Origin of the sequence: Salegentibacter sp. UBA1130, from assembly GCF_002311535.1 — a bacterium.
GTDB classification, from domain to species: domain Bacteria; phylum Bacteroidota; class Bacteroidia; order Flavobacteriales; family Flavobacteriaceae; genus Salegentibacter; species Salegentibacter agarivorans.
In genome coordinates this window covers 189611-202679 of sequence record NZ_DCAP01000038.1, presented here as the reverse complement: position 1 = coordinate 202679, position 13069 = coordinate 189611, and the positions used below count along the sequence as shown (strand labels likewise).

The window sequence follows — 13069 nt, the reverse complement described above, 5'->3', positions numbered from 1 at the left end:
TTTGTAAAATAATACAATTGTATGTTTCAGGATGTATTAGCAGCCCTACCCTTAGGTCTTTTTTTGGCATTTTTACTTGGTCCGGTATTCTTTGTGTTACTGGAAACTGCTGCTATTAAAGGCTTTAGAGCCGCTTTTGCATTTGACTTAGGTGTTATTTTAGCCGATATTGTATTCCTTTTTGTCGCCTATTTAAGTACTACCAAACTACTCGCCAGCATAAAAGATGATCCTGCACTGTTTATCTTTGGTGGTATGATTCTAACCACTTACGGGGTAATGAGCTTTGTACAGACCAAAAAAGTACTTAGGCAAGAAGATGATACCCCAGAGATAAGAAAACTCAGTAAAAGCGATTATATGGGTTTAGCAGTAAAAGGATTTCTGTTGAATTTCATCAATATTGGTGTCCTGGGTTTTTGGTTAGGATTAATTATCGTTTTTGGGCCAAAACTGGATATGGAACAGGATCGTATAATGGTTTTCTTCGGAAGTGTTTTAGGAACTTATCTCGTTTTAGATGTTTTTAAAATTTTACTCGCCAAAAAGTTAAACCGAAAATTAACCCCAAACCGAATCTATCTTATGAAAAAGGGGATTAGTATAATGCTTATCGTTTTTGGCGGAATGCTTATTTTCCAGGGACTCTTTCCTAACCAGGTTAATGGAATTAAAGATCAAATTGAAACGATTACTCCAAACGATACCATTAAGAATTAAGTATAAACCTTGAATTTTGCGTATAAAAAAAGCCCCTTAGAAAAGGAGCTTTTTTTGAGGCATCGAGCGGATTCGAACCGCTGTACAAGGTTTTGCAGACCTCTGCCTAGCCACTCGGCCACGATGCCCTGTTTATTTAAGGGTTGGCAAATGTAATAAAAATTTATAGTTTAAAAAATAAAACTAATCAGTGCTATTCAGGAAGATTTAGTAAACTAAAATTAATAAAATTTAGTTCTTAAAATAATCTTTTCTAAATATTGAAAACCAAAAAATTAGCGTGATTTACTTCTAATTACACTAACCATTGCCACATTCCCACCAATAGGCGGATTTATTTTTGAAACTTCAACCTTTGCTTTTTGTACTAAAATTATTTCATCTAAAACTCTTTTTAAAATACGTTCGGCTACGTTTTCCAGAAGTTTAGACCTAATTGCCATTTCTTCTTTAACAATTTTGTTTAAATGTACATAGTCTATGGTATCTCCAAGAGAATCGGTCTTGGCAGAATGAGATAAATCGCCTTTCACCTTAAGATCTACCCGATAATCACTTCCTATTTTTCCTTCTTCATCAAGACAACCGTGATAGGCAAAAACCCTGATGTTTTTTAATTTTATACTTCCCAAAAGATTATTTTTTACTCAATTGTAGAGATTATCTTATTTAAATTATTCCTGAAATTCAGGGATCCTCAGCTTGCGCGATGGAGTTTACAAAGATAAGCGGGTAGGTGCTTTAATTCAATTTTATTGCCCTGGATTTTATTATTTTCCTCAAAGATTTGAATTTGAGTTCTACTTAATCAAAATATATTATTTCTTGTCTGGCAAAGCTTGGGTGCGGCGACCTATTTTTTGGTAACTTTGTGGCTTATACCATGTAGGGTTTAATATTTTGAACCCGGATCGAATCTAAAAATAAATGTCTGATTTTAACCTCTTTTACGAGGTTTTTGATTTTAATAAATTATGGCTGAAGAAAAAAGATCGCTCAATTTTATTGAGCAAATTATAGAAGAAGATCTTCAAAATACCCACAAAAAAGAAGAACTAAAATTCAGGTTTCCGCCTGAACCCAATGGTTATCTTCATATTGGGCACGCGTCTTCTATTTGCTTAAATTTTGGTTTAGGAGAAAAATACAATGCGCCCGTAAACCTTAGATTTGATGATACAAATCCTATTAAGGAAGAGCAGGAGTTTGTAGATGCTATAAAAGAAGATGTTTTGTGGCTTGGCTTTAAATGGGAAAAAGAATGTTATGCTTCAGATTATTTTCAGCAGTTGTATGATTGGGCTGTAGAAATGATAAAAAATGGAGATGCTTATGTAGATAGCCAGACATCAGAAGAAATTGCGCTTCAAAAAGGGACTCCAACCGATCCAGGGAAGGAAAGTCCATATAGAAATCGTTCTGTAGAAGAAAACCTGGACCTATTTGAGAAAATGAAAAACGGGGAAACTCCAGAGCGAGGTCACGTTTTACGTGCAAAAATAGATATGACTTCCCCAAATATGTTAATGCGCGATCCTGTAATGTATCGCTGTTTGCATAAAAATCATCATCGTACTAATGATACCTGGAAAATTTACCCAATGTACGATTGGGCACACGGCGAAAGTGATTTTATAGAAAATATTTCGCACTCTTTTTGTACGCTGGAATTTTTACCGCACCGCGAATTATATAACTGGTTTGTTGAAAAAGTAAGTAAGGAAGGCGAATTAAAACCGAAACAAAGAGAATTTGCTCGCAGAAACCTAAGCCATACAGTTGTTAGTAAACGTAAACTGATGCAATTGGTAGAGCAAGGCGTGGTTAACTCCTGGGACGATCCCAGAATGCCAACAATTTCGGGTTTAAGAAGACGAGGTTATACACCAAATTCAATCAGGAAGTTTGCCGATTCTATTGGGGTTGGAAAGCGTGAAAATATGATTGATGTTGCACATTTAGAATTTTGTGCGCGGGAAGACCTTAATAAAACAGCACCAAGAGTTATGGGTGTTTTAGATCCTGTAAAATTGGTGATTACCAATTATGAAGAAGGAAAAGAAGAATGGTTAGAAGCAGAAAACAACCCGGAAGATGAGTCGGCCGGAAGCAGGGAAATTCCATTTTCAAGAGAACTTTATATTGAAAAAGAAGATTTTAAAGAAAGCGCAAATCGAAAATTTTTCAGGTTAACCCTTGGGAAAGAGGTGCGATTAAAGAACGCTTATATTATTAAAGGTGAGGAAGTGGTAAAAGATTCCGAAGGAAATATTACCGAAATTCATTGTACTTACGATCCTAAAAGTAAAAGTGGTAGTGGCACCGAAGAATCTAAGCGAAAAGTAAAAGGAACCTTGCATTGGGTTTCTGCTAAGCACGCATTAGAAACTGAAATAAGGCTTTACGACCGCTTATTCAGCGTAGAAAATCCCGATGGCGATAAGGAAAAAGATTATATGGAATTTGTAAATCCAGATTCACTGGAAGTAATTAAAGGTTTTGTAGAACCTAGTTTAAAATCGGCAGGAATTCAGGATAAATTTCAATTTCAACGTATAGGATATTTTTGTGTAGATAAAGATTCAAAAGAAGGGGAACCAATATTTAATCGCACCGTTGGCCTAAGAGATTCGTGGGCAAAAATTAAATAAGCTGTAATCCATTTGGTTAAGTGGCTTTTTAAGAATATTTTAGTAAAGCATTTTAACATATTAACCGGTTATTAACAGCATAGCCTTAACCCATCTTGTATCTTTGGGTTTAGTATTAACTTAACTAAAAACTATTATGGCAAATACAGGAAGTACACTATTAGCATTAATTACCGGAGCTGCAATTGGAGCAGGAGTAGGTTTATTATATGCTCCAGATAGCGGTGAAAAAACCCGTAAAAAATTAAAAGACGAGTCTAAGAAAGCTCAGGATAGATTAAATAAAAAGTACACAGAGACTTCTTCTAATCTAACCGAAAAAGCTAAGCAGGCTCGTGTAGACTTTGAAGCAAGATTAGAAGAAACTCTTTCTTCGGCAAGTCATAAAGCAGATGATATTCTAACTGCAATGGAAACTAAATTAGAAGAGCTTAGAAAGCAAAACGCCAAATTACAGAAAGATGGTAAAGGAGGCGATTCTAAAGACAAACCAAATAAAGCAGTAGTATAGAAATAATTTTATGGCATTTGAAAAACTATCCAGAAGTATTGACGAGCTAAATTATAATTTGAAGGCATTTGCCCACAGCAATGCTGAATATTATAAACTTGAATTCTTTAAACAAGCCATGAAAGGGGCCATTGGTCTTGTTCAGGGGCTTTTGTTGGGTATTTTTTTCATCTTTGCCTTAATTTTACTCTCAGTAGCTGTCGCTATACTTATTAGTGAGGCTATTGGTACACCAAGTTCCGGTTACTTTATTGTAGGCGGATTCTATTTTCTATTATTCCTGGGAATATTATTCTTCGGAAGAAAACCAATTGAGAAGATTCTGTTAGTAAAAGTTTCAAGAAAATTTTTTAACGATTAAGCACTATGAAGGAATATAGTTCATTCAAAGAAATAGATCGGGATTTAAAAATTCTGAAACTTCAAACCAAAATAGACCAGGAGGAGATCAAATTGAATATAGAGCGTACTAAAAGTGCTATGTCTCCCTTATCTCTTATGGGAAGTATGGCAGGATCTATTTTGCAAAAAGCCTTTATCCTTAAAGCTGTAACAAAGCTTACAGGGCTAAAAAAGGTAACTGCTAAAGTAAAAGGTTAGAAAACTTCTTATAGATATTATAAGGGTTTGAAAGTTTGTTTATTATTCCCGTCAACCAGAACTTGTTTCAGGTTCTAAAATGTTAGATTCTGAAATAAATTTAGAATGACGTAGGATTCAAAAACAAACTTTCAAACCTTTTTTATTTAGGCAGGAAGAGGTTTTAATTATTACCTTCTCGAATCATCCTGATTCTTTTTCTCCTGTTCAATTTCTTCGTTTTTCTTACGCATAGCTTCCCCGATCTGGTTAGAAGCCGTAAAAGAAGCCACCATATTATTTAGCATATCGCTACCGGCCTGGGGCGAATTCGGTAATAAAATAAGGTTACTGTTGGTTTCTTCACCAATGGCTTGCAGTGTATCGTAATGCTGCGTCACCACAATTAAAGCCGAAGCTTCCTGGGAGTTTATCCCTACATTATTCAGCACATCCACGCTTTCTTCAAGTCCGCGGGCAATTTCCCTTCTTTGATCGGCAATTCCCTGTCCCTGTAAACGTTTACTTTCTGCTTCAGCGCGTGCTTTAGCAACAATTCGTATTCTTTCGGCCTCTCCTTCATATTCTGCAGCCACTTTCTCGCGTTCTGCCGAGTTTATTCTGTTCATAGCATGTTTTACCTGCTCATCTGGGTCAATGTCTGTTACAAGCGTTTTAATGATGTCGTAACCATAATCCTGCATAGATTCGTTGAGTTCTCTATTAACAGCGATGGCGATATCGTCTTTTCGTTCAAAAACATCATCTAAGATCATTTTAGGAACTTCAGCCCGCACCACATCAAAAACATAAGACGTGATCTGGTCTGACGGACTTTCAAGTTTATAGAAAGCGTCGTAAATATTAGTTCTAATTACCTGGAATTGCACCGATATTTTCAGCTTAACAAACACGTTATCCTTGGTTTTGGTTTCTACCAGAACATCCAGCTGTTGTACTTTTAAATTGATTCTACCGGCAATTTGATCTATTACAGGAATCTTTAAATGAAGACCGGAATTTTTAATGCTTTTAAATTTTCCAAATCGTTCAAGGATCGCAGCTTTTTGCTGGCGCACAGTGAAAATTCCGCTGAAAAGAATCACCAGAAATAAAACAATAATAATGGGGATGAAGACGTAGCTAAGCATAATTTTTAGGAGATATAAGTTGATTCTCCCAAGATAGTGAAAGTTTGCTTAGGTATACTGTAGAGGTGATAACAAAAAAGGCTGTTTAAAAAATATATTAAGACGTCATCCTGAACTTGTTTCAGGATCTAACATGTTATAATTTGAAACATATTAGAAGCTGAAACAAGTTCAGCTTGACGAAGTTTTATAACCCCTCAAACAGCCTACTTTTATAAGTATACCTAAATTATTTTAACCTAAAGTTTTTATCGCTTTTTCCAGACGGGAAATGGTTTCTTCTTTTCCAATCATTTCCGCGATTTCGTAAAGGTCTGGGCCTTGCATAGCCCCAACTAAGGCTAATCTAAAAGGTTGCATTACTTTTCCAAAACCAACTTCTTTTTGTTGGATCCAGGCTTTTACTTCGGCCTGAACGTTTTCAGCCTTAAAATCTTCCTGTTTTTGTAAAACCTGAATTAATTCCTGCATTAGATCGGCTGTATCATCCTTCCATGCTTTTTTTGCATTTTTAGGATCGTAAGAAGTAGGGGCGAGGAAGAAAAAATAACCCTGGTCCCAAATATCGTTTACGAAAACAGCGCGTTCTTTCATCAAACTAACTACCTTTAAAACGTAGTCTGAAGAAACTTTAATTTCTTTTTTCTCAATTATTTTTTCCAGCTTTTCAGCGACTACTTTTTCATCTGCCTCGTGCATATAATGTTGCTGAAACCACTTGGTTTTTTCAGGATCAAATTTAGCTCCGCCTTTATGCACACGGTCTATTTCAAAAGCTTCAACCAGTTCGTTCAGTTTAAAGAATTCCTGTTCTGTTCCCGGGTTCCAACCTAAAAAGGCCAGCATATTGGTAACGGCTTCGGGGAAATATCCATCTTCTCTATAACCTGCAGAAATTTCTCCGGAATTAGGATCTTTCCATTCCAGCGGAAATACTGGAAAACCTAATTTATCTCCATCTCTCTTGCTTAATTTTCCTTTTCCCTGCGGCTTCAAAATGAGCGGTAAATGCGCAAATTTAGGAGCGTCCCATCCAAAAGCTCTGTATAACATAAAGTGAAGCGCCAGCGAAGGCAACCACTCTTCCCCACGTATAACGTGGGAGATTTCCATTAAATGATCGTCAACAATATTGGCCAGGTGGTAAGTTGGCATTCCATCACTTTTAAATAAAACCTTATCATCTAAAGTGCTTGTGTCAATTTCCATTTCACCACGAATTTCATCTTTAATATGAAGATTTTCGTCTTCAGGAGATTTAAACCTGATCACGTAATTCTCATCGGCATCTAATTTTTCTCTAACCTCGTCTTCAGAAAGTGCAAGGGAATTTTGCAATTTCATTCTATTATGCCAGTTGTAGATAAAGGTTTTGCCTTTCTCTTCGTGGTCTTTTCTATGTGCGTCTAATTCTTCAGCGGTATCAAAAGCATAATAAGCCTGGTCTTTTTTCAGGAGTTCTTCGGCATATTTTCTATAAATATCTTTGCGTTCACTCTGGCGGTATGGGCCGTAATCACCTTCTTTTCCGGGACCTTCATCAAAAGGAATTCCGCACCAATTAAGAGATTCAACAATATAATCTTCGGCACCTTCAACGTATCGGTTTTGATCGGTATCTTCTATACGCAACACAAAATCTCCCTTGTGTTTTTTGGCAAATAAATAATTATATAAAGCTGTTCTTACCCCGCCAATATGCAAAGGGCCGGTTGGACTTGGCGCAAAACGCACGCGAACTTTAGCAGACATATCTAGTTTTGTTTTTAACCACAAAGATACAACCTTATTAAACGAAACCTAATGAGAGTCGCATCAATACTCCGGAAATCACTCCGCCAAAATTGTTGTATTTTTAAGCTTCAATTATGGAAAATTACAATCAAATAAAAAGAAAACTGGCGGCCTTTATCAGGAAGTTTTACCTGAATAAATTGCTGAAAGGAATTATCTTATTTCTGGCCATTGGCTTGCTTTATTTCCTAAGCGTCTTGGCGATAGAACATTTTCTATGGTTAGAACCTTCAGCAAGAATCTTTTTATTCTGGATTTTTGTTGGAGTTGAGGTAATGCTGTTGGGATATTTTATTATAATTCCGTTGACGAAACTTTTTAAATTTTCCAGCGGAATAAATGATGAAGATGCTTCAAGAATTATCGGCGCGCATTTTCCTGAAGTAAACGATAAATTGCTGAATATTCTTCAGCTTAAAAAATATTCGCAACAATCTGAATTATTATTAGCGGGGATTGAACAAAAGTCGGCCGAACTAAATAAAGTTCCATTTACCCGCGCTGTAGATTATAAGGAGAACCGGAAATACTTAAAATACGCCTTATTTCCAGTAATATTAATTTTAGGACTTTTAGTAACCGGAAATATTAAGTTGATTGCTTCGCCATTAGATAGGCTCGCAAAATATAATACCGAATTTGAAGCACCGGCGCCTTTCCGGTTTATAATTTTAAACGATTCTTTGAAAGCCAGGGAGAATTCAGAATATAAAATAATAGTAAAAACAGAAGGAAATATCACTCCCGATAAGCCTGAAATTTCTTATAACGGACAAACCTATTTTTTAAAGCAAGTTGCCCCGGGAAGTTTTGAATATACTTTTAAAAGACTTCAGAATAGTGTGAATTTTAGGTTGAGTGCCAACGGCATAAATTCTAAAGAATTTACCCTTGAAACCCTAAAAGTACCTAAACTTTTAGATTTTAAAATGAAGTTTGACTATCCTAATTACATAGGAAAGCTTAACGATAGTTTAAGTGGTTCAGGGAATGTAAATGTACCGGAAGGCACAAAAATCACCTGGAATTTTAATACAAGAAATACCGAAATTCTCAATTTTAAGACTGAAGATTCTTTAGTAAAACTTTCTACTGAAAACTCAGATTTCCAATATTCCCAGGCGGTTTATTCCCGCTTGGATTATAGTGTTAGCACTTCAAATAAGGCTATTAAAAACTTTGAGGGTTTAGATTATTCCATAAACGTGAACAAGGATGAATATCCGGTAATTGAAATTCAACAGAAACTGGATAGTATAGATAATAGTACACAATATTTCTATGGAAAACTTTCTGACGATTACGGTTTAAATAGGTTGAATTTGGTTTATTACATTGAAAATAAAGAAGATAGCCTTCGAAAAGATGAGGTTTCGATCTCCAAAGCCGCTTTTGATGATTTTCATTACACATTTCCCGGAAATTTGGATTTGGAACCCGGAGAAACCTACAATTTCTACTTTCAGCTTTGGGATAATGATGCGGTGAATGGAAGTAAAAATACAAAAACTTCAACCTTTAGTTTTAGAAAGAAAACAAGTGAAGAAATAGAAGAGGAGAAGTTAAGACAACAAGGTGAGTCTATAAATAATTTGAGTGAAAGTTTAAAAAACATTAAATCTTCAGAAGAAGAATTAAATGAACTAAACCGCTTGCAAAAGGAAAATGAAAACCTGGATTATAATCAGCGTAAAAAGCTTCAAAACTTTATTCAACGACAAAAGCAGCAATCTGAAATGATGCGTAATTATTCTGAAAAACTTAAAAATAGTTTTGAAGAAAATGAGCAGGAATTAAATTCAGATTCTCCTGAAAAAGATGAACTCAAAAAACGGTTGGATAGAAATGAAAAACGCCTTCAGGAGAATGAATCGCTATTGAAAGAGTTGCAAGAAATAGCCGATAAGATTAACCGGGAAGAGTTGGGAGAAAAACTGGAAGAACTTTCTAAAAGAAATCAAAGTGAAGAAAGAAGTTTAGAGCAGCTTTTAGAATTAACCAAACGCTATTATATAGAAGAAAAGCTTCAAAAATTGGCGAGAGATTTGGACAAACTTTCTGAAAAGCAAAACCAATTGTCAGAAAATTCTGATGCAGAATCTTTAGTAGAACAAAAGAAAATTTCTGAGGAATTTGAAAAATTTCAGCAAGAAATGGATCAACTGGAAGATGATAATAATGATCTACAAAAGCCGACAGTTTTACCGCGTGAGGAAGTTGATGAAGAAAGTATAGAAAAATATTTGAATGATGCCGAGGAAAATTTAGATAAAGGAGACAGGGAAAAGGCAAAAGAAAAACAGAAGAATGCTGCGCAGCAAATGAAGGAAATGAGCCAAAAAATGCAACAGCGTGCTATGCAGCAAAGTGGAGAAGAACTAAAGGCCGATATTGAAACCCTTCGACAAATATTAGATAATTTGGTAACATTTTCATTTCAGCAGGAGGAGCTTTTGGAGGATTTCAGTAAAATAGATATCAATAATCCGGGATATGCTGCCAGGCTTAGAAGACAAAACGATCTCAGGGAAAACTTTAGCCATATTGATGATAGTTTATATACCCTTGCGCTTAGCAATCCTATGATCACCGAAAAAATTACTAAAAGCTTAACCGATATTGAATTTGATATCGATAAATCTCTTGAGCGGCTTTCCGAGAATCAATTACCCCAGGGAACCGCGAGCCAGCAATATGTGGTAACCGGCGCAAATGATTTGGCTTATATGCTAAGTGAAATTCTGTCGATGATGCAACAACAGGCCAATCCGCAGTTAGGAAAAGGGCAGGGGGAGAATTCGGAATTTCAGCTTCAGGATATTATTAAGAAGCAGCAGGAAATTAATAAAGAATTTCAGGAACAGGGAAAACAGCAAAAAGGAAAGCAGAATGAAGGGAAGACACCCGGAGAAGGAATGGGAGAAGGGGATATGGAAGGCTTGTTTGAGATTTATAAGGCTCAGCAGGAACTGCGGGAAAGCTTACAAGAATTAAATGAGAAAGAAGGTTCGCAACAGGGAAAGCAAATTGAAGAGCAAATGAAAGATGCCGAGGAACAACTTTTGGACAAAGGTTTTGATCCTGAAAACCTTCAGAAATTGCAGCAATTGGAACACGAATTGATGGAATATGAAGACGCGCATTTGCAACAGCGAGAAAATAATAAGCGAGAGTCTGAAACCAATCTTCAGCAGTTTGATAACACGACTAAAGATCAAAGTATTAAGGCTAAAGAATATTTTAATTCTATAGAAATTTTAAATAGACAAAGCTTACCTTTGCGCGAAATTTATAAACAGAAAGTAAGAACCTATTTTGAGCGAACAGATAATTAATTTTTATTCGGAAAATGATTTCGAGTTTCAGGAGGAAAAATCTTTTGATACCTGGATTAGAAAAGTAATCTCATCAGAAGAGAAACAGCTTGGCGAGATAAACTATATTTTTTGTGACGATCATTATTTGTATAAGATTAATCTCAAATTTTTGGACCACGATACTTATACCGATATTATCTCTTTTGATAATTCTGAAGGAGATGAATTGAACGGTGATATTTTTATTAGTACAGATCGTGTTACTGAAAATGCAAAGGAGTATAATGTTGATTTTTCTGAAGAACTTAAAAGGGTTGTGATTCACGGGATTTTGCATCTCTGTGGTTATCCAGATAAAACTGAAAGTGAAGCCGCTTTAATGCGACAGAAGGAAGACGAAAAGATTGCATTGTTCCACGTGGAACAATAAATTTAGAAAGAAGAATTTTTATGTTCGAAAGTGAATATGATGTTATTGTAGTAGGTGCCGGTCACGCTGGAAGTGAAGCCGCGGCCGCAGCCGCCAATATGGGTTCTAAAACCTTGTTGGTGACGATGAACCTGCAGAATATTGCGCAAATGAGTTGTAATCCTGCGATGGGTGGGATTGCAAAAGGTCAAATTTTGCGTGAAATTGATGCTATGGGTGGTTACAGCGGATTGGTTAGTGACACCAGTGCCATTCAGTTTAAAATGCTTAACAAATCTAAAGGGCCTGCGATGTGGAGTCCAAGAGTGCAAAGCGACAGAATGATGTTTGCCGAGCATTGGAGACTTAGATTGGAACAAACACCTAATCTAGATTTTTATCAGGAAATGGTTGCTGGTCTGATTTTAGAAGGCAACGAACTTAAAGGTGTAAGAACTTCTTTAGGGTTGGAAATTCGTGCTAAATCTGTGGTGCTTACCAACGGTACCTTTTTAAATGGATTAATTCATATTGGAGATAAAAATTTTGGTGGTGGTAGAGCGGGAGAAAAAGCTGCTACTGGAATCACAAAAGATCTTGTGGATGCAGGTTTTGAATCTGGTAGAATGAAAACCGGAACACCTCCTAGAGTAGATGGCAGATCTTTAGATTATTCTAAAATGGTGGAACAGCCAGGGGATGATGTTCCTTCTAAATTTTCTTTTTTAGATGAAACCCAACCATTAAAAAAACAGCGTTCCTGTTATATGACTTACACCTCTCCAGAGGTACATGAAATTCTTAAAGATGGCTTTGAAAGATCGCCAATGTTTAATGGACGTATTCAAAGTATTGGACCTAGATATTGCCCAAGTATAGAAGATAAAATAAACAGATTTGCAGATAAGGACAGGCATCAACTTTTTGTGGAACCCGAAGGATGGAATACGGTAGAAGTTTATGTAAATGGCTTTTCTACTTCGCTTCCCGAAGATGTTCAATTTAAAGCTTTAAAATCTGTAGCCGGATTTGAAAATGTGAAATTTTTCAGACCTGGTTACGCTATAGAATACGATTATTTTCCACCAACACAGTTGAAACATACATTGGAAACCAAGTTGGTTGAGGGACTGTATTTCGCGGGTCAAATTAATGGAACTACAGGTTACGAAGAAGCCGCTTGCCAGGGATTAATGGCTGGAATAAATGCGGCTCTAAAAGTTCAAGAAAAGGAGGAATTTATCATTAAGAGAAATGAAGCATACATAGGTGTTCTTATAGATGATCTTATTACAAAAGGTACAGAAGAGCCTTATAGAATGTTTACTTCCCGTGCTGAATACAGAACTTTATTACGTCAGGATAACGCCGATTTTAGATTGACCGAACGCTCTTATAAATTAGGTTTGGCTTCTGAAGAACGTATGCGAAAAATGGAAGAGAAGAAAGAAAAGTCTTCTGATTTTGTGAATTTCCTTAAGAATAAAAGTGTTTCTCACGAGGATGCAAATCCTATTTTAGAAGAGAATAATTCCTCTCCAATGAAGCAGAGTGATAAGATCTTTAAAATATTTTCTCGTCCAAATATTACGATGGAGGATGTTCGAAATTTCCCCGGAGTAGAGGAATATATTCAGGAGAATAATTTGAATACCGAGATTTTGGAACAGACCGAAATTCAAGTAAAATATTCTGGATATATTGAAAAGGAAAAGAACAATGCCGATAAATTGAATAGGCTGGAAGATGTAAAAATCCCTAATAGTTTTGATTATTCTAAGATCAAATCTATGTCTTTTGAGGCACGGGAAAAACTAAATAAAATTCAACCAACATCAATTTCACAGGCATCAAGAATAAGCGGGGTAAGTCCTAATGATATTTCCGTTTTATTGGTTTATATGGGAAGATAATTTTAAAAGTTCCACGTGGAACAA

Annotated in this window: 11 protein-coding genes and 1 tRNA gene; 8 read left to right on the top strand and 4 right to left on the bottom strand. The window is 35.9% G+C overall.

Annotated elements, in window-relative coordinates:
* The first annotated feature begins 21 nt into the window (after positions 1-21).
* Entirely contained in the window at positions 22-720 is a 699-nt protein-coding gene (locus B4F31_RS15895) for a LysE family translocator (protein WP_286761732.1), read from the top strand.
* Between the two features lie 57 nt (positions 721-777).
* Here the strand turns inward: B4F31_RS15895 and B4F31_RS15890 are convergent.
* A tRNA-Cys gene (locus B4F31_RS15890) sits at positions 778-848 on the bottom strand.
* Between the two features lie 147 nt (positions 849-995).
* The gene (gene folB, locus B4F31_RS15885; protein ID WP_075325371.1) at positions 996-1352 is read right to left on the bottom strand and encodes a dihydroneopterin aldolase; all 357 of its coding nucleotides are present in this window, start codon (positions 1350-1352) and stop codon (positions 996-998) included.
* Between the two features lie 342 nt (positions 1353-1694).
* Here folB and B4F31_RS15880 point away from each other — a divergent pair, with 342 nt between their 5' ends.
* The 4 genes from B4F31_RS15880 (at position 1695) to B4F31_RS15865 (ending at position 4482) form a co-directional block, all read left to right on the top strand.
* On the top strand, positions 1695-3371 hold the full coding sequence (locus B4F31_RS15880; RefSeq protein ID WP_286761731.1) for a glutamine--tRNA ligase/YqeY domain fusion protein: 1677 nt from the start codon (positions 1695-1697) through the stop codon (positions 3369-3371).
* A 136-nt stretch (positions 3372-3507) separates the two neighbouring features.
* A complete protein-coding gene (locus tag B4F31_RS15875) occupies positions 3508-3882 on the top strand; it encodes a YtxH domain-containing protein (protein WP_075325369.1) in 375 nt (124 codons plus the stop codon).
* Positions 3883-3892: 10 nt separating this feature from the next.
* The gene (locus B4F31_RS15870) at positions 3893-4243 is read left to right on the top strand and encodes a phage holin family protein (RefSeq protein ID WP_075325368.1); all 351 of its coding nucleotides are present in this window, start codon (positions 3893-3895) and stop codon (positions 4241-4243) included.
* A 5-nt stretch (positions 4244-4248) separates the two neighbouring features.
* A complete protein-coding gene (locus B4F31_RS15865; RefSeq protein ID WP_075325367.1) occupies positions 4249-4482 on the top strand; it encodes a DUF6327 family protein in 234 nt (77 codons plus the stop codon).
* 170 nt (positions 4483-4652) lie between these two features.
* Here the strand turns inward: B4F31_RS15865 and B4F31_RS15860 are convergent, their stop codons facing one another.
* Together B4F31_RS15860 and gltX are read right to left on the bottom strand one after the other, a co-directional pair.
* Positions 4653-5612 carry an SPFH domain-containing protein gene (locus B4F31_RS15860; protein ID WP_075325366.1) on the bottom strand — a complete coding sequence of 320 codons (960 nt, stop codon included), beginning with the start codon at positions 5610-5612 and terminating at the stop codon, positions 4653-4655.
* A gap of 234 nt (positions 5613-5846) precedes the next feature.
* Positions 5847-7364, bottom strand: a complete 1518-nt coding sequence (gene gltX / locus B4F31_RS15855; RefSeq protein WP_286761730.1) for a glutamate--tRNA ligase — start codon at positions 7362-7364, stop codon at positions 5847-5849.
* A 116-nt stretch (positions 7365-7480) separates the two neighbouring features.
* On the opposite strand from gltX, the gene B4F31_RS15850 reads away from it, so the two are divergent.
* The 3 genes from B4F31_RS15850 to mnmG are packed head-to-tail and all read left to right on the top strand — an operon-like array spanning position 7481 to position 13045.
* Positions 7481-10741 (top strand): DUF4175 family protein, encoded by a 3261-nt coding sequence (locus tag B4F31_RS15850; RefSeq protein WP_286761729.1) that lies wholly within the window; start codon positions 7481-7483, stop codon positions 10739-10741.
* Positions 10734-11153, top strand: a complete 420-nt coding sequence (ybeY, locus tag B4F31_RS15845; RefSeq protein ID WP_075327876.1) for an rRNA maturation RNase YbeY — start codon at positions 10734-10736, stop codon at positions 11151-11153. Before B4F31_RS15850 ends, ybeY begins: the two co-directional genes overlap by 8 nt.
* A 20-nt stretch (positions 11154-11173) precedes the next feature.
* On the top strand, positions 11174-13045 hold the full coding sequence (gene mnmG, locus B4F31_RS15840) for a tRNA uridine-5-carboxymethylaminomethyl(34) synthesis enzyme MnmG (RefSeq protein WP_093304742.1): 1872 nt from the start codon (positions 11174-11176) through the stop codon (positions 13043-13045).
* The last annotated feature ends 24 nt before the right edge of the window (positions 13046-13069 follow it).

Bases quoted from the DNA above. Each gene is read 5' to 3' on its own strand.
- mnmG (WP_093304742.1), top strand. From the start codon at position 11,174: ATGTTCGAAAGTGAATATGATGTTATTGTAGTAGGTGCCGGTCACGCT.
- B4F31_RS15895 (WP_286761732.1), top strand. From the start codon at position 22: ATGTTTCAGGATGTATTAGCAGCCCTACCCTTAGGTCTTTTTTTGGCA.
- B4F31_RS15860 (WP_075325366.1), bottom strand. From the start codon at position 5,612: ATGCTTAGCTACGTCTTCATCCCCATTATTATTGTTTTATTTCTGGTG.
- B4F31_RS15875 (WP_075325369.1), top strand. From the start codon at position 3,508: ATGGCAAATACAGGAAGTACACTATTAGCATTAATTACCGGAGCTGCA.
- B4F31_RS15880 (WP_286761731.1), top strand. From the start codon at position 1,695: ATGGCTGAAGAAAAAAGATCGCTCAATTTTATTGAGCAAATTATAGAA.
- B4F31_RS15850 (WP_286761729.1), top strand. From the start codon at position 7,481: ATGGAAAATTACAATCAAATAAAAAGAAAACTGGCGGCCTTTATCAGG.
- B4F31_RS15865 (WP_075325367.1), top strand. From the start codon at position 4,249: ATGAAGGAATATAGTTCATTCAAAGAAATAGATCGGGATTTAAAAATT.
- gltX (WP_286761730.1), bottom strand. From the start codon at position 7,364: ATGTCTGCTAAAGTTCGCGTGCGTTTTGCGCCAAGTCCAACCGGCCCT.
- B4F31_RS15870 (WP_075325368.1), top strand. From the start codon at position 3,893: ATGGCATTTGAAAAACTATCCAGAAGTATTGACGAGCTAAATTATAAT.